This is a genomic window from Stutzerimonas sp. R40042, assembly GCF_026642215.1.
Classification (GTDB): domain Bacteria; phylum Pseudomonadota; class Gammaproteobacteria; order Pseudomonadales; family Pseudomonadaceae; genus Stutzerimonas; species Stutzerimonas frequens.
This window is the reverse complement of sequence record NZ_CP113258.1, coordinates 2,727,757-2,744,525: the sequence shown is the minus strand read 5'-3', so window position 1 is coordinate 2,744,525 and position 16,769 is coordinate 2,727,757. Positions and strand designations below refer to the sequence as shown.

The 16,769-nt window shown below is 65.6% G+C and carries 12 protein-coding genes; 2 read left to right on the top strand and 10 right to left on the bottom strand.

What is annotated here, in order from left to right:
- Positions 1 to 323: 323 nt before the first annotated feature.
- Positions 324 to 1,259: a 1-phosphofructokinase family hexose kinase gene (locus OUY36_RS12860; protein WP_267934550.1), complete on the top strand. Its 936-nt coding sequence runs from the start codon at positions 324 to 326 to the stop codon at positions 1,257 to 1,259.
- On the opposite strand, the gene OUY36_RS12855 is transcribed toward OUY36_RS12860, so the two are convergent.
- The 10 genes from OUY36_RS12855 to OUY36_RS12810 form a co-directional block, all read right to left on the bottom strand.
- Positions 1,256 to 1,699, bottom strand: a complete 444-nt coding sequence (locus tag OUY36_RS12855; protein WP_063541021.1) for a thioesterase family protein — start codon at positions 1,697 to 1,699, stop codon at positions 1,256 to 1,258. The two genes, OUY36_RS12860 and OUY36_RS12855, sit on opposite strands and share 4 nt — an antisense overlap.
- Positions 1,700 to 1,900: 201 nt before the next feature.
- Positions 1,901 to 2,599: a hypothetical protein gene (locus OUY36_RS12850; protein WP_267934548.1), complete on the bottom strand. Its 699-nt coding sequence runs from the start codon at positions 2,597 to 2,599 to the stop codon at positions 1,901 to 1,903.
- Between the two features lie 291 nt (positions 2,600 to 2,890).
- Positions 2,891 to 3,469, bottom strand: coding sequence for an ANTAR domain-containing response regulator (locus OUY36_RS12845; RefSeq protein WP_013983023.1), 579 nt, complete (start codon positions 3,467 to 3,469; stop codon positions 2,891 to 2,893).
- A 13-nt stretch (positions 3,470 to 3,482) separates the two neighbouring features.
- Positions 3,483 to 4,700, bottom strand: a complete 1,218-nt coding sequence (locus OUY36_RS12840; RefSeq protein WP_267934546.1) for a CmpA/NrtA family ABC transporter substrate-binding protein — start codon at positions 4,698 to 4,700, stop codon at positions 3,483 to 3,485.
- Between the two features lie 138 nt (positions 4,701 to 4,838).
- Positions 4,839 to 6,467, bottom strand: coding sequence for a BatD family protein (locus OUY36_RS12835; protein ID WP_267938171.1), 1,629 nt, complete (start codon positions 6,465 to 6,467; stop codon positions 4,839 to 4,841).
- Positions 6,467 to 8,173: a VWA domain-containing protein gene (locus OUY36_RS12830; protein ID WP_267934544.1), complete on the bottom strand. Its 1,707-nt coding sequence runs from the start codon at positions 8,171 to 8,173 to the stop codon at positions 6,467 to 6,469. The genes OUY36_RS12835 and OUY36_RS12830 overlap by 1 nt, the downstream gene beginning before the upstream one ends.
- Positions 8,170 to 9,189 (bottom strand): vWA domain-containing protein, encoded by a 1,020-nt coding sequence (locus OUY36_RS12825; protein WP_014596948.1) that lies wholly within the window; start codon positions 9,187 to 9,189, stop codon positions 8,170 to 8,172. The genes OUY36_RS12830 and OUY36_RS12825 overlap by 4 nt, the downstream gene beginning before the upstream one ends.
- Positions 9,182 to 9,676 (bottom strand): DUF4381 domain-containing protein, encoded by a 495-nt coding sequence (locus tag OUY36_RS12820; protein ID WP_208216182.1) that lies wholly within the window; start codon positions 9,674 to 9,676, stop codon positions 9,182 to 9,184. Before OUY36_RS12820 ends, OUY36_RS12825 begins: the two co-directional genes overlap by 8 nt.
- Positions 9,673 to 10,635 carry a DUF58 domain-containing protein gene (locus OUY36_RS12815; protein WP_267934541.1) on the bottom strand — a complete coding sequence of 321 codons (963 nt, stop codon included), beginning with the start codon at positions 10,633 to 10,635 and terminating at the stop codon, positions 9,673 to 9,675. Before OUY36_RS12815 ends, OUY36_RS12820 begins: the two co-directional genes overlap by 4 nt.
- A complete protein-coding gene (locus OUY36_RS12810) occupies positions 10,635 to 11,594 on the bottom strand; it encodes an AAA family ATPase (protein WP_063541027.1) in 960 nt (319 codons plus the stop codon). Before OUY36_RS12810 ends, OUY36_RS12815 begins: the two co-directional genes overlap by 1 nt.
- Positions 11,595 to 11,791: 197 nt before the next feature.
- Here OUY36_RS12810 and OUY36_RS12805 point away from each other — a divergent pair, with 197 nt between their 5' ends.
- The gene (locus OUY36_RS12805; RefSeq protein WP_267934539.1) at positions 11,792 to 16,642 is read left to right on the top strand and encodes an NAD-glutamate dehydrogenase; all 4,851 of its coding nucleotides are present in this window, start codon (positions 11,792 to 11,794) and stop codon (positions 16,640 to 16,642) included.
- Positions 16,643 to 16,769 lie beyond the last annotated feature (127 nt).

Genomic DNA, 16,769 nt, shown 5'->3' with positions numbered 1-16,769 from the left:
CGGCGTTGGCCGCCAGGGCTGCTCGATCCGCCCCATCGACGAGGCGGAAAACAAAAAGGCGTCGCAGCACGCCTGCCGGAACAGGAGTGGTGCGACGCCTTTGTCGTATGGGCAGACCGCCGTTGGCCTGCGTGTCCAGAACAAAGCATCTAGCGTGCCAGCCATCGCGAAGGCCCGTCGTGCTTGGGCTCCCGACGGATAAGTCGCAAGTGGCGGTGCGGCAGCTGCACAACGAGCGCGCAGTGGTGGGCCAAATCGGGGCAGGGCGGTGCAGTCGCCGCGGTTGCTGGTAGGCTTGGGCAGCACTTGCCAAGGAGCGAGCGATGCCCCTGATTGCGACCCTGACCCTCAACCCGGCGATGGACCTTTCCGTCAGTACCGCCCGGGTCACCGATACCCAGAAGCTGCGCTGTTCGGCGCCTCGCCACGACCCTGGCGGTGGCGGCATCAACGTGGCCCGGGTGGTGAAGACCCTCGGTGGCAAGGCAGTCGCCGTCTACCCAGCGGGCGGTCCGTTCGGCGATCTGCTGCGGCGCTCGCTCGACGAGCTCGGACTGGTGCATCGCCCGGTGCCCATCGCCGGCGATACGCGGGAGAGCTTTACCGTCGATGAACTGGAGTCGGGCCTGCAGTACCGCTTCGTGCTACCTGGCCCGGTGCTGTCGGCTCAGGAGCTGGAGCGCTGCCTGCAGACGCTGGCGGCGCTGCGCCCGGCACCCGCATACGTGGTACTGAGCGGCAGCTTTCCGCCCGGCACGGACCTGGCGTTCTTCGATGACCTGCGCGCCCTGAGCCTGCGGCTCGGTGCCCGGCTGGTGGTCGATCTCTCCGGCGATCCGCTGCGTTACGCGGCCCAGCGTGGCGGGGTGTACCTGATGAAGCCCAGCCTCGATGAGCTTGCAAGCCTGATGGGCAGGCCGCTGATCAGCGAGGTCGAGCAGCAGGAGGCCTTGCGCAGCCTGATCGCCAGAGGCTGTGCCGAAGTCGTCGTGCTGTCGCTGGGGGCCGAGGGTGCGTTGTATGCCTATGGCGACAGGCTGGAACGCCTGCGCTCGCCGCAGGTGCCGGTGGTCAGCGCAGTGGGGGCCGGCGACAGCATGTTGGGTGCCATCGTGCAGGCACTGGCGGATGGGCGTTCGGTGCCGGCTGCGGTGCGCCAGGGCATCGCGGCCGGTGCCGCGACGGTGATGCGGCCAGGCACCGAGCTATGCCATCGCGAGGATGTGCAGCGCTTGCTCGAGGGACTGGAGCACGCCTAGTCGATCCGGTTGACCCGCGGAAACTTGGCGGCGAATGCCTCGGGCATCGCCACCACCCGCGCCTGCCCATAGTCGTAGAACACGAAGCCGGACTTGGCCATGGCGATCAGCCTGCCGTCCGCCGGCCGGGTGATGCGGAAGATGATGTCACCGCCGTACTTGTTGAAATCCATCACGCCGACCTCGAACAGCAGTGCGTCGCGAGCGTGGGCTTCGGCCTTGTAGGTGGTGGCAAGGTCGGTGACGATGATGCCGCTGCCGTCCTGGCGGGTCTCCGGCACCCCGTAGGCGAACAGAAAGCGCGCCCGCGCTTCGGAGATCATCGAGATCATCGAATCGTTGGCCAGGTGGTTGGCCGCGTTGATATCGGTGATCCGCACGGTGAGCTGGGTGGAAAAGCAGTACTGATCTTCCGGAAACTGAAGGTTGAGGCGCGCCATGAGGTGCTCGGTCGTCGAATGAAGGCGGGCATTCTAGCGCTGTGTCACTCGCCCTGGGCAGGCGCGGGAGCGGCCTTGTCTGCGAATGGACCAGCTTAAGGCGGTACTTCATGGGCAAGGCCGCTCCACAGGCGACCACCGCTCATTGGGCCTGTTCCACGACCATCGCCACGGTCGCCGGATAGCGTGGTCATGATCCCATCACCCCGGCTTATGCGCGGGGGGCAGCTCCTTCAGGCTGTCATGCTCCAGACGTTGCTGGATCGAGCGCAGGCGCGCGTCGATCAACGGTGTGATCAGTGCGAAGCACTGCAGCGGGCTGAGTCTCGGCTGTTGTGCATGGATCACGCCGCGCTCCAGTTTGCCGATCAGGCGTTTCAGCTCCACGTCCGGGTCGCTGCCGAGGCGTCGGCACAGGGACATGAGACGGGCCTGCAGGCCCGGTGTGCAACCGCCCTGGTTCGAGGCAAGCACGCACAACCCGCGCAGGCGCGCCACATCCTCCAGCGTACGGCAGGCCTTACCAAGCGGCTCGCGCTTGTCGATGGCGGCGATCAGCCTATCGATCAGGCGGCTATGGCCGTCGAAATCGGCCGGCGTGTCGCGCAGTTGGTCCCAGTCAGCGGCGATCGCGTGTGGATCGGGCATAGCGCTGCGCTGTTGCAGCCGCTGGGTCAGGCTGGCGGCCACGGCATGGCGCAGTGCAACGGCGGCGGCCTCGTGCTGCGCGCCGAGGCCGCGGTGTTGTTGCAGCAGGCGCAGAATTTCCAGGTCTTCCAGCAGTGCCCGTACGCGCAGATCGCGCACGCGCTGGGCGTGGCTGGCAGTGGCCATGCGGTTCAGGTAATGGCCGAGCAGCAGCAGGGCGCAGGCGATCGCCACGGTCGCGGTTAAGGTCATCTTGAAACTCCCCAGCCTTGGGCGCGAAGCGCGCAACAAAAAAGGCGTCCGACCCGCATGCGCACATGCAGTCGAGGACGCCTTTGTCTGTGCCGACACCTTCGTTGGTTCGGCCTATCCAGCCCAAGCAAGCGGCTTGCCAGTTCCGCGCTTGGCGTTCGCCGGCCAGTGCGATGCCGCTAGGATGGGGCGCAGCGGCGTTTCTCGGCAGCGGTGGTGCACGATGATTCGCTGTAGCGCCTGCCCGCCGCTGGTGCGGTGGGCCGCCTGGCGCACCGTGACCAGGCGCGCTCATTCACCGAGCAACTCGTTCATCGCGATGATCTGCTCGGCGACCTGGATCAGCTTCTGCTGCCGGCTCATCGCCTGACGGCGCATCAGGGTGTAGGCCTCTTCTTCCTTGCAGTTGCGCATCTTCATCAGCATGCCCTTGGCCAGCTCGATGCGCTTGCGTTCGGCCAGCTGCTGCTCCCGGGCCTGCAGTTGCGCACGTATTGCCTGATCGCTTTCGAAACGGGCCATTGCCACGTCGAGGATCGGCTTGAGGCGCTGAGCCTGGATGCCTTCGACGATATAGGCGCTGACCCCGGCGCGAATCGCCTGGCGCATGGCGTCCGGGTCGCTGTCATCGGTGAACATGACGATGGGGCGTGGCTGATCGCGGCTGACCAGTACCACCTGCTCGAGCACATCGCGGCCGGGTGAGTCGGTGTCGATCAGCACCACGTCGGGACGGATCGCCTCGACCCGCTCGGGCAGGTCGATGGTCAGGCCGGATTCGTCGATGACCTCGAAGCCGGCCTCGATCAGCGCGCTCTTCAGGCGGCCGATCTTCCGCGGGGTGTCGTCGATCAGGAGGATACGCAGCATGCCGGAGTCCTTCTCAAAGCGCGGCCATGGCAGGGCTTGCCATGGCATGCAGCGCGAAACTGCGGGCATAGGTGGCCGGATCGCTGCCGTCCCAATGTTTGCCATCCATCAGCGTGGCGCTGCGCATGGCTGAGTCAGGCAGGGCGATGCCCAGCGCGCCAGCGGCCTGGCGATAGAGTTCGATCTGCTGCACCTGATTGGCCACCTGCAGGTAGTCCGGGTCTTCGCGCAACAGGCCCCAGCGCCGCAGCTGGGTCATGAACCAGAGGCCATCGGAGAGATAGGGCAGGTTCGCCGCCCCCTCACCGAAGAAGCGCAGCGGATGCTCGTCCTGCCAGGCATTGCCGAGGCCATCCTGGTAGAGGCCGAGAAAGCGTGACTCGATGGCCGCCAGCGGTGCATCGACGTAGTCGCGCCCGGCGATCAGCTGCGCGGTGCTGCGGCGATTCTCCTGGCTCTGGTCGATGAAGCGGCTCGCTTCCAGCACGGCCATGACCAGTGCTCGGGCGGTGTTGGGGAACTGTTCGACGAACGCGCGGGTGCAGCCCAGCACCTTTTCCGGGTGGTCCGGCCAGATCGACTGGCTGGTCGCCAGGGTGAAGCCGACACCTTCGGAGATGGCCTGCGCCCCCCAGGGTTCGCCGGCGCAGAAGCCATCGATGCGGCCGGCGCGCAGGTGCGCGACCATCTGCGAAGGCGGCAGTACCAGCGTTTTCACGTCCCGCAGCGGGTCGATTCCGTGGGCGGCCAGCCAATAGTTGAGCCACAGTGCATGGGTGCCGGTGGGGAAGGTGTGCGCCAGGGTCAGGCGTGCACCGCTTTGGCGCACGCTGGCGCGCAGTGCCTCGGCATCGGTCACGCCTGCGGCCTTCAACGGGGCGGAGAGGTTGATGCTCTGGCCGTTCTGCGCCAGGCCCATGAGCACGGCCATGTCCACCGCCGGGCTGCCGCCGATGCCCAGATGCACCGCGTAGATCAGGCCGTACAGCCCGTGTGCCGCGTCCAGTTCGCCGCCGATCAGCTTGTCGCGCAGCGCGGACCAGGAGTTCTGCCGCTGCAGGTTGAGCGTCAGCCCGAATGGCTGGGCGAAGCCCTGGGTGGCGGCGACGATCAGCGAGGCGGCATCGGTGAGCGGCAGAAAGCCCAGGTTGACCGAGCTCTTTTCCGGTGCATCGCTGCCGGCGACCCAGGCCAGTGCGTCGTGTCGGTGCGGCGAGAGGGGGTCCGTCATGCTTGATGGCCTTTTTCCGATGGCGCGGTGCGCAAGATTGGTTATGCCAACCCTGAAGCAAGCCATATGCCAGCGAGAAATTGGTGCATGCCGCCGCGAGCAGCCCAAAGGTTCACCAGGGCCGCCGATAGACGGCCATCAGCGTGGATAGAGCGGCGGCAATGCGCCCTGTTCCTGATCGAGATTCGGACTGCTGGCCGGTGGTAGGGTCTGGATCGCCTGCCACAGCGCATCGCCCTGCCAGCGTTGGCCGGCTTCGCTGTACAACGCGCCATTCAGGCCATCCAGCGCGTCGGACAGCGGCACGAAACGCGCCGCCATGTCCGCCAGCGTTTCCGGCTGCTGCCGCGCCCAGGCGTCCAGTGCCTGGCGTGTGGCCTGCGAATCGTTGGCCTGGCAGGCGCGGCGCAGATCGTCGAGCAGGCTGCGTGGGGTAGGGCCGGGTTGCAACGCACGCTGCACCGCAGGCTGCCGGCGCGCATGCAGCCACAGCCCGAAGCCGATCAGCGTCGTGAGCGCGAGCAGAGCTGTGCTCAGCTGCCAAGGCCAGACAACGGCCTGCTCCGCCGTCGATGCCGACGGCACCGGCGGCTCGGTCGCTGGCGGGGCGAGATTCGGATTGTCCGCGACATCCAGCGTGCGTGCCTCAAGCGTGGTGCGCTCCAGGCGATCTTCGACCGTGTTCCACCAGACGACTTCGAGCGCGGGCAGCTGCAATGGCCCGCTGCGGGTGGGGATCAGGGCTTCGCGCTGTTCCCGACTGCCGACCAGGCCGGCTGCGCTGACCTCGTTGGCCAGGCTGGGCTGATCGGGATAACGGCGCAGTTCGGCGTTTTGCGGGGAGCCGATCGCCGGCAGCTGCGTGCTGGTCAGCCCCTCGGCCTTGAGGAGCAGGCTGCGGGTCAGCGATTCGCCGACCTGGGCCTGCTGCGGGTCCGGGCTCCAGGCTTCAACCAGCGTCAGGCTGCGAGCCGGTAGCCAGGGCGCGCCGGCTGGATAGTCGACCGGTTTGGCCTTGACCGTCAGCGGGATGCTCGGCGACCGGACCTGAGTCGAACGACCGCCACGCGAGCCGAACACCGAGTTGCTGCCATTGGTGACGGTGGTGGCGCTGAACAGCTGGGCGGGGATGGTCAGTTCACCGGATTTCTGCGGGAACAGCGCATAGCGCACCTCGATGACGCCATGGCGGATACCGTTGATGGTCTTCTCGTACATGCGCGGCTCGCCGAGGCGTTCCACCAGCGCCTCGGGCATCTGCAGCGGGGATAGGGTGCTGTCGTCGTACAGCGAGACCGAATGGTAGATGCGCAGCGTGAGGATCACCTGCGCCTGTACGTAGACGCTTTCCTGGTCGATGCTGGCGTCGATGAAGATAGGCGCCAGCTGATCGCTTTCGGTGTCCTTCAACGACTCCTGCACCAGCACCGTGATCGGCTCGCTGCGCCAGTCCGCCACCTGCAACGGTGGAATCACCACGTAACCGGTCTGGCGCGGGCGCAGGGTGATCAGCCAGCGGGTGCTCGCCATGGCTTCGCCGTTGCTGCTGGACAGGCGGTTGACCTGGCGCGTATCGAAGATTTCGAACAGCTGCTCCAGAGGCTCCAGATCGGGTTTGCCGAAGGCGGCACCACCCTGGGTCTCCAGCGTCAGTTCGAGGGTTTCATCGATGCTCAGCTGAGTGCGATCCACCCGCGCAAACAACCCAGCGGCGCTGGCCTGAACGGCCAAAAGGCCGAGCAGAAGAATAGCCATCAGGCGCATCATCATCGGTTCACTTCCTGACGCTTGCGTTGTTCGTAAAGGAATTTGCGCCGCAGCAACTCGCCGGGCTCGTCGGGAACCTGGCGTAGCCACTGTTCCATCGCCTGCTCCCTTTCCAGATCGGGCAGGCCATCGTGCTGTGCCTTGGCCTGGAGTGGGTCGGTTTCGCTGGTCTTCTCGTTTGCCGAAGCCTGCGCTGCAGCGCTGGCTTCGCTGGCCTGTTGGCCCTGGGCGTCATCCGGTGTCGGAGCACTGGCCGAGCCGGACTCCGGCGGTCGCTGCTGCGGCTGCGATTGTTCCGGCTCTGTCTGCTCCTGCTGCTCAGCCTGCTCGGGCTCAGGTTGTTGCTCGCGGCGGCGCAGCAGTTCCTCGACCAGCGTCTTATTGCGAAGTGCTGCCTGCAGGTCGGGTTGCCGTTCGAGCGCCTGGTCATAGGCTTCGATGGCCGCCTCGAAGGCTTCGCTGCGGGCCAGCGCGTTGCCGCGGTTGAAGTGATCGGCGGCGCTGTCGCCCTCTGCAAACAGCTCGGCCGCGCCAGCGTAGTCGCCGGCACGATAGCGGGCCACGGCCTGCCAGCGGCGGTCGGTAAAACGCTCGGCCGCCTCGGCCGGCTGTTGCGCTTCCAGCAGACGCTGGCCCTGCTGGTCGCGGCGCAGCCACAGGTCCTCGAATTCCATGGCGCTGGCCGGTGGTGCTTGCAGCAGCAATAGCGGCAGGCAGAACAGCCAGCCGCGGCGACCAGCCAGCGCGGTGAGCAGGAGCAGTGGAATCAGCAGCCAGTGGCCCTGATCCAGCCAGGCTTCCAGCCGAGTCATCTCGTTCTCCTGTTGCAGTGCACCGCTGGCGTCGAGCAGGCCGAGCGCAGTCAGGTCGCTGTCGCCGATGCGTGCCTGCTGGTAGCGACCGCCGAGCGAGCCGGCGAAGCGCTGCAGGCCGGCGCTGTCCAGTCGCGGAATCAGGATGGCGCCTTGTGCGTCCTTGAGGAAGCTGCCGTTTTCAGCGGCGATCGGTGCGCCCTGTTCGGTGCCGATCCCGAGGATCAGCAGCCGCCCGTCCTGGTCGCTCAGCAAGGCGCGGATGGCGTCGCGTTCCTGCTCGTCCAGGCTGCTGCCGATCAGCAACAGGCGGCCGCGACCGAGGCCAGCCTGTTCGATGAGGGCGAGCCCCTTCTCGACGGCAAGGTCGGCACGCTGTCCGGGCTCGGGCATCAATGCTGGGTGGAGAACGTCGAGCAGATTGCGGGTGGTGGCCAGGTCATCCGAAAGCGGTACCAGGGTGTGGGCGCTGCCGGCATAGACCACGACGGCCGTCTGTACGTCCTGGCGGCGCTCCAGCAGGTCGAGCAGCTCGCGCTTGGCCTGGGCCAGGCGAGTCGGTGCCGCGTCGCTGGCGAGCATCGAAGGCGTCAGCTCCAGCAATACCACCAGCGGATCGCTGCGCTTGATGCTGGGCTGCTCGTAGCGCTGCCAACTCGGGCCGAGCAGGGCGCCGACTGCCAGCAGCCAGGCCAGCCCGAGCACGATCCAGGGCAGACGGCTTTGGCGCAACCGCCCACGGGTCAGCAATGCTGCGTGGAAGGTTGCCGGCAGCAGGCGCTGCCAGCGTCCGACCTGCAACTGCCGATGCCACAGTCGCCAGAGCAACCAGATCAGCAGCGGCAGAATCAGCAGCCAGTAGGGCCGCAGCAGCTGTGGCAGCCATTCGCTCATCGACGCTGCTCCCGCCGCCACGCCAGGCGCTGCAGCTGTGCGCTCCACAGGCTGGCGGCGACCATCATCAGGCTGATCAGCAATGCGGCGCACAGCGGCCAGACATACAGGGCCTCGGCTACGCGTGCCTGGGTCGGCTGCTGGACTGCGGGCTCGAGACGGTCGAGGGCTTCGCCGATGGCTTGCAGCTGTTCGCTGGAGGCCGCGCGAAAATATTCGCCGCCGGTTTGCTCGGCGATGGCGCGCAAGGTGGGTTCGTCCAGATCCAATCCTGGGTTGAAGCCGAAGCGGCTGAGCACGCCCCCTTCCTCTGGTACCGCGCCAATGCCGATGGTGTGAATGCGGACGTTTTCTTCCGCGGCGAGCGTCGCCGCCAGCAAGGGTTCGATCTCACCGCCATTGTTGGCGCCGTCGGTGACGAGCACCAGCACTCGGCTGTTCGCCGGGCGTTCGCGCAGACGCTTGAGCGCGAGACCAATGGCATCGCCAATGGCGGTATTGCTGCCGGCGATGCCCACGCTCGCTTCGTCCAGCCAGACGCGTACGGTCCGCCGATCGAAGGTCAGTGGCGACTGCAGATAGGCCTTGCTGCCGAACAGGATCAGGCCGACGCGGTCGCCGTGGCGCTGCTCGATGAAATCACCGAGCAGCACCTTGACCAGCTCGAGGCGCGTCAGCTCCTCGCCCTGCCATTGCATGTCCGGGTAGTCCATAGAACCGGACACATCCACCGCCAGCAGCAAGTCGCGGCCGCTGGTCGGCAGGGGTAATGGCTCGCCCAGCCACTGCGGGCGCGCTGCCGCGAACAGCAACAGCAGCCAGATGGTCAGGTAGGGCAGCTGCTGCCGCCACGAGGGCAAGGACACCCGGGCGCGGCGTCCGGAAAGGTGCTGCAGCTCATCGAGAAAGCTGACCTTCAATGCGGCCTCACCACTGTCGGCCGCCGGCAGCAGCGCCCGCAACAGCCAGGGCAGCGGGGTCAGCAGGAATATCCACGGCCAGGCCAGTTCAAACATGCTTGCGAATCCAGATTTCCACGGCCTGTTCGAGCCCGTCGATGGCCTTGTCGTCCAGGCGGCACTCGGCGCGATAGGCGCCCTCGACCAGGACCATCCAGCGCGTCAGACCGGCGGCGGGGCAGCGGTTGTCGAGGAATGCCAGCCAGGCGCGCCCGCTGAGGGTATGCGGGTGGTTGGCCGGATAGCGGATCCGGCAGAGTCGCTTGAGCAGCGCGTTGAGCTGTTGCAGCCACTGGCTGGCCGGCTGTCCGCCGTAGGGTTTGTGCAGGCGCGCCAACTCGACCAGCGCCTCCTGGCGCTGGGGATCCAGCTCCGGTTCGGGCCGTACGCGGGGTTTGCGCCTGGTCAGTCGATGGCGAAGCCGCCAGAACAAGCCAAGGCTGGCCAGCAACAACAGCCCCAGCAGCCACCAGCCCGGTGCCGGTGGCCACCAGGCGATCGGTTCCGGGGTGATCAGCGGCTCGAGTTGATCGAGGGGATTCATGGTTGGTTGCCCGGTCGCTGGACGCTCAGATGCTCGCGCAGCTGTTCGACCAGGTCGCGCTGGGTATCGAGTGGCATCAACGGTACCCGCAAGCGATCGGCCAGACGTCGCCAACGCATGGCGCGGGCCTCGCCGAGCTCACGATAGCGCTGACGCAGCCCAGCGTCGTGGGTGTCCAGCTCCAGGCCCGCATTGCCCTGGCTGAAGCGCAGCAGCCCGGCCGCCGGTAACGCGTGGTCGAGCGGGTCGTGTATCGGCAGCAGCAACAGATCGACATGCCGCGCCAGCAGGCCGAGCTGCTGCTCGGCAGCGTCGGTCAGAGTCCGTTCATCACAGAGAACCACCGATAGGCTACCGGGCCGCAGCACTTCACGTACACGCCGCAGCGCCAGGCTGAACGCCTCGGGATCGAGCGCGGTGTCCGGTTGCAACTGGCGATTGGCGCGGGTCAGACGGTCGAGCAGCTGCAATAGACTCTGCTTGCTGCGCCGTGGCTTGATCTCCTGCTGCTCGGCTCCGAACACCAGCCCGCCGACCCGGTCGTTGTGGCTAAGTGCGGCCCAGCCAATCAGGCTGGCAGCCTGTGCCGCCAATACCGACTTGAACAATTGGCCGCTGCCGAAGAACAGGCGCGGGCTCTGCTCGACGACGATGTAGATTGGCCGTTCGCGCTCCTCATGAAAGAGTTTGGTGTGCGGCTCCTGGGTGCGCGCGGTAACGCGCCAGTCGATGGTGCGCACATCGTCTCCGGCCTGGTAGATGCGCACCTGATCGAAATCCACGCCGCGGCCGCGCAGCTTGGAGTGGTGCAGGCCCACCAGCGGGCTGCGCCGGTTGGGCGTCGAGAACAACGGCACTTCCCGCACGCGATGACGGATGTCGATGAGTTCGGCCAGGGTCACGCGTGTGCCGTGGTCCGGCTCGCTCGGCCGTCCGCCCTCGGAAGCCTGCGGTTGCATCAGGCCACCGCCACCACGTCGAGAATGCGTTGGATGACGCGGTCCTGGTCGATGCCGGCGGCTTCTGCTTCGAAGGAGAGAATGATGCGATGGCGCAGCACGTCGAAGAGCATCGCCTGGATGTCCTCGGGGCTGACGAAGTCGCGCCCGGCCAGCCAGGCGTGGGCGCGTGCGCAGCGATCCAGGGCGATCGAGCCGCGGGGGCTGGAGCCGTACGCGATCCATTCCGCCAGCTCGGTATCGAACTTGCCGGGCGTGCGGGTGGCCATGACCAGCTGCACCAGGTATTCCTCCACCGCATCGGCCATGTACAGGCCGAGAATTTCCTTGCGTGCGGCGAAGATCGCCTGCTGGCTGACCCTGTGCTCGGGTACCGCCTCGCCATTGATAGCCTCGCCTCGGGCCTGCTGCAGGATGCGGCGTTCCACCGAGGCATCGGGAAAGCCGATCTTCACGTGCAGCAGGAAACGATCCAGCTGCGCCTCGGGCAGCGGGTAGGTGCCTTCCTGCTCGATGGGATTCTGCGTGGCCATGACCAGAAAGAGGGGCGGCAGGTCGTATGTGCTGCGACCGACGCTGACCTGGCGCTCGGCCATGGCTTCGAGCAGCGCCGATTGCACTTTGGCCGGCGCGCGGTTGATCTCGTCCGCCAGCACCAGATTGTGGAAGATCGGTCCTTGCTGGAAGACGAAGCTGCCGGTCTCCGGGCGATAGATCTCTGTGCCGGTAATGTCGGCGGGCAGCAGGTCGGGGGTGAATTGGATACGGTGGAACTCGGCCTCCAGGCCTTCGGCGAGTTCCTTGATCGCGCGCGTCTTGGCCAGCCCCGGCGCGCCTTCGACGAGCATGTGGCCGTCGGCGAGCAGGGCGATCAACAGTCGTTCGATCAAGCGCTCCTGGCCCAGGATCTGGGTGGAAAGGAACTGTCGCAACGCGATTATCGATTCACGGTGATCCATCGTCTCGATTCTTCCAGGTGGGGCAGTTTCGGTCGGCCCGGCTGGCAGGGCCACCGGCTGCAACAGTCTGTCGCAGGAGGCGGCAGGGGCGTGCCACTTTACTGCATTACGCCTCGACTAGACTAACCTTGAACCTTCGACCTGTGGCGTCAGTCACTAGCGACACGTCTTCCCCAGCAAGCCAATCGGAGCCGTACATGGCGTTCTTTTCAGCGGCCAGCAAGGCCGACTTTCAGCAGCAACTGCAGACCGCACTGGCACAACACGTAGACCCCCAAATCCTGCCGCAGCTGAGCGTCTTCGCCGAGCAGTTCTTCGGTATCGTCGCGCTGACCGAGCTCACCGAGCGGCGCATGGGCGATCTGGTCGGTTCGACGCTGGCCAGCTGGCGCCTCCTGGAGCGCTTCGATCCAGCCATGCCGGAAGTGCAGGTGTTCAACCCGGACTACGAGAAACATGGCTGGCAGTCGACCCATAGCGTGGTCGAGGTACTGCATCCGGACATGCCATTCCTGGTCGACTCGGTGCGCATGGAGCTCACCCGCCGCGGTTACAGCATTCATACGCTGCAGACCAGCGTGCTGCAGGTAAGACGTTCCGCCGATGGTGCCCTGCTGGAATTGCTGCCCAAGGATCAGCGGGCGCCGGACAGCCACGCCGAGTCGCTGATTTTCGTCGAGATCGACCGCTGCGCCAGTGCAGCCGCGTTGCGCGAGCTGGAGCAGTCGCTGCTAGGCGTGCTGGCCGATGTGCGCCAGGTGGTCGGTGATTTCGCTGCCATGAAAGGCAAGGTCGGCGACCTGCAGGCGCGGCTGGATCAGGTCAACCTGCGCATCGACGCCGACGAGCTGGATGAGATCCGTGATTTCATGCGCTGGCTGGCCGATGACCATTTCACCTTCCTCGGCTACGAGGAATTTTCCGTAGTGGAGCAGGGCGACGGCGGACGCATCGCCTATGACGAAGGCTCGCTGCTGGGTCTATCGCGCAGCATGCGCACCGGGCTGTCGGACGAGGAGCAGTCGCTTACCAGCCAGTCGGTCAGCTACCTGCGCGAGCCGCTTCTTCTCTCGTTCGCCAAGGCAGCGATGCCCAGCCGCGTGCATCGGCCGGCCTACCCGGATTTCGTCTCGTTGCGCGAGTTCGACGAGCAGGGTCGTGTCGTGCGCGAATGCCGTTTTCTCGGGCTGTTCACCTCGTCGGTATACACCCAGAGCGTACGTCGCATCCCGTTCATCCGCCGCAAGGTGGAAACCGTCGTGCAACGTGCCAACTTCGGCAGCTCGGCGCACCTGGCGAAGGAGCTGGTGCAGGTGCTTGAAGTGCTGCCGCGAGACGAACTGTTTCAGGCGCCGATCGACGAGTTGTTCGAAAACGCCATCGCTATCGTGCAGATTCAGGAGCGCAACCGCTTGCGTCTGTTCCTGCGCTTCGACCCGTACCGGCGCTTCTGCTACTGCCTGGTCTATGTGCCGCGCGACAGTTATTCGACCGAGACGCGGTTGAAGATTCAGCAGGTCCTGCAGGAGCGACTCGAGGCCAGCGATTGCGAATTCTCCACCTATTTCTCCGAATCGGTGCTGACGCGTGTGCAGTTCATCCTGCGCCTCGATCCGAACAAGCCGGTGCAGGTCGACCCGGCGCGCCTCGAACAGGAGGTGCTGCAGGCCTGCCGCACCTGGCAGGATGACTATCAGGGGCTGGTCGTCGAGCGCTTCGGTGAAGCGAAGGGTACGCATCTGCTCAGCGAGTTTCCCAAGGGCTTTCCGGCGGGCTACCGCGAGCGCTTCTCGGCTCAATCGGCCACGGTCGACATGCAGCATCTGCTCGACCTGAATGATGATCGCCCGCTGGTGATGAGCTTCTACCAGCCGATCACGGCGGGCGAGAACCGTCTGCATTGCAAGCTCTACCACATGGATACGCCGCTGCCGCTGTCGGACATCCTGCCGATCATGGAGAACCTCGGTCTGCGGGTGCTCGGCGAATTTCCGTTTCGCCTGCGCGACAGGAACGGCCGTGACTACTGGATCCACGATTTCGCCTTTACCTACGCCGATGGGCTGGAAATCGATCTGCTTGAGATCAACGAAACCCTGCAGGATGCCTTCATACACATCTATGGTGGTCTGGCCGAGAACGACGCGTTCAACCGGCTGGTGTTGACCGCTGGGCTGACCTGGCGCGAGGTCGCGCTGCTGCGCGCGTACGCGCGCTACCTCAAACAGATTCGCATGGGCTTCGATCTGGGTTACATCGCCAGCGCGTTGCTCAATCACACCGACATCGCCCGCGAGTTGGTGCGGCTGTTCAAGATGCGCTTCTATCTGGCGCGCAAGCTCGGCGACGACGACCTGGCGGACAAACAGCAACGCCTCGAGCAGGCGATCCTCAGCGCCCTCGATGAGGTCGCGGTGCTCAACGAGGACCGCATCCTGCGGCGCTACCTGGCGCTGATCCAGGCCACTTTGCGCACCAACTTCTACCAGCCGGACGCCAACGGCAAACCCAAGCCGTATTTCAGCTTCAAGCTCGATCCGCGGGCCATCCCGGAGATGCCACGGCCAGCGCCGATGTACGAGATCTTCGTCTACTCGCCGCGCGTCGAGGGCGTGCATCTGCGCGGCGGCAAAGTCGCCCGTGGCGGGTTGCGCTGGTCGGATCGCGAAGAGGACTACCGCACCGAGGTGCTTGGCCTGGTCAAGGCGCAGCAGGTGAAGAACGCCGTGATCGTGCCTGGTGGCGCCAAGGGTGGCTTCGTCCCGCGCCGCCTGCCAAGTAGCGGGACACGCGACGATATCCAGGCCGAAGCCATCGCCTGCTATCGCATCTTCATCAGCGGTCTGCTGGATATCACCGACAACCTGCGCGAAGGCCAGGTGGTACCGCCGGCCAACGTGCTGCGCTACGACGGCGATGATCCCTATCTGGTGGTGGCGGCCGACAAGGGCACGGCGAGCTTTTCCGACATTGCCAACGGCATTGCCGCCGAGTACGACTTCTGGCTCGGCGATGCTTTCGCTTCGGGCGGCTCGGCTGGCTACGACCACAAGAAGATGGGCATCACCGCGCGCGGCGCCTGGGTGTCGGTGCAGCGCCATTTCCGTGAACGCGGCATCAACGTGCAGACCGACGTCATCAGCGTGATCGGCATCGGCGACATGGCCGGTGACGTGTTCGGCAACGGCCTGCTGATGTCCGAAACCCTGCAGCTGGTGGCGGCCTTCAACCACCTGCATGTCTTCATCGATCCGAACCCCGACCCTGCGCGCAGCTTTGCCGAGCGCAAGCGCCTGTTCGCGCTGCCGCGCTCGGCCTGGACCGATTACGACGCCTCGCTGATATCCGAGGGCGGTGGCGTGTTCCCCCGCTCGGCGAAGCGGGTGACGATCACTGCGCAGATGAAGGAGCGCTTCGCCATCGAGGCGGATCAGCTGACCCCGGCCGAACTGATCAACGCGCTGCTCAAGGCACCGGTCGACCTGCTCTGGAACGGCGGAATCGGAACCTATGTGAAAAGCAGCAGCGAGAGCCACGCCGAGGTAGGGGACAAGGCCAACGATGCGGTGCGGGTCAACGGCAACGAGTTGCAGGCCAAGGTGGTGGGCGAGGGCGGCAACCTCGGCATGACGCAGTTGGGGCGGGTCGAGTACGCGTTACATGGTGGCGCGAGCAATACCGACTTCATCGACAACGCTGGCGGGGTCGACTGCTCCGACCATGAGGTCAATATCAAGATTCTGTTGAACGAGGTGGTCAGCGCCGGCGACATGACGGCCAAGCAACGCAACCAGCTGCTGTTCGAGATGACCGACGCGGTGGCCGAATTGGTGCTGCAGAACAATTACAAGCAGACCCAGGCGTTATCCCAGGCACAGCATCGCTCGCGTGAACGGGCCGGTGAATATGTCCGGCTGATCAGCGCGCTGGAGACGACGGGCCAGCTCGATCGATCGCTGGAGTTCCTGCCGTCCGATGACGCGCTGGCTGAGCGTGCGAACCTTGGCAAGGGGCTGACCCGGCCAGAGCTGTCCGTGCTTATCTCCTACAGCAAGATCGAACTCAAGAAAGCGCTACTGGATTCACGGGTGCCCGACGACGATTACCTTGCGCGGGAAATGGACACTGCCTTTCCACAGCAGTTGGCTGAACGTTTTCGCGCCGCGATGCTGCAGCACCGCCTCAAACGCGAGATCGTCGCGACGCAGATCGCCAACGATCTGGTCAACAACATGGGCATCACCTTCGTCCAGCGGTTGAACGAGGCGACCGGTATGAGTGCGGCGAACGTCGCAGGCGCCTATGTCATCGTGCGCGACATCTTCCATCTGCCGCACTGGTTCCGGCAGATCGAGGCGCTGGATTACAAGGTGCCCGCGGACCTGCAGCTGAAGCTGATGGACGAGTTGATGCGGCTTGGCCGACGTGCGACGCGCTGGTTCCTGCGCAACCGTCGCAGCGAGCTCGATGCCGCGCGGGACGTCGCGCACTTCGGTCCTCGGGTCGCAGCCCTCGGGCTGAAGCTGGACGAGCTGCTGCAAGGCTCGACCCGCGACCATTGGCAGGAGCGTTATCGGCGCTACACCGAAGCGGGCGTGCCCGAGCTGCTGGCGCGGATGGTCGCCGGCACCAGTCATCTGTACACCTTGCTGCCGATCCTCGAGGCGGCCGACGAAACAGGACAGGTGCCGGCGCAGGTTGCCGCTGCCTACTTCGCCGTCGGCGGAGCGCTGGAGCTGCCGTGGTACCTGCACCAGTTGACCAATATGCCGGTGGCCAATAATTGGCAAGCGCTGGCCCGCGAAGGCTTCCGCGACGACCTCGACTCGCAACAGCGCAGTATCACGGTGTCCGTGCTGCAGATGGAGAATGGTCCGGAACCGATCAGTGAACGGGTCGATGCGTGGCTGGCACAAAGGCCGGTGCAGCTGGAACGCTGGCGTTCGATGTTGGCCGAGCTACGAGTCGCCAGCGGCAATGACTATGCGATATACGCGGTGGCCAGCCGTGAGTTGCAGGGGCTAGCCCAGTCGGTTGCGCATGGTTGAAGGCCTGCAGGCCGCTCTGCGGGCGTCAGCCCTCAGGCGGCCAGCCAGGCTTGAGCGTGTACGGCGCACCAGCCGACCGGGACGCTGCGCCGTATTTGCGATTGGTTCGGTATGAGGGGGTCGCAGG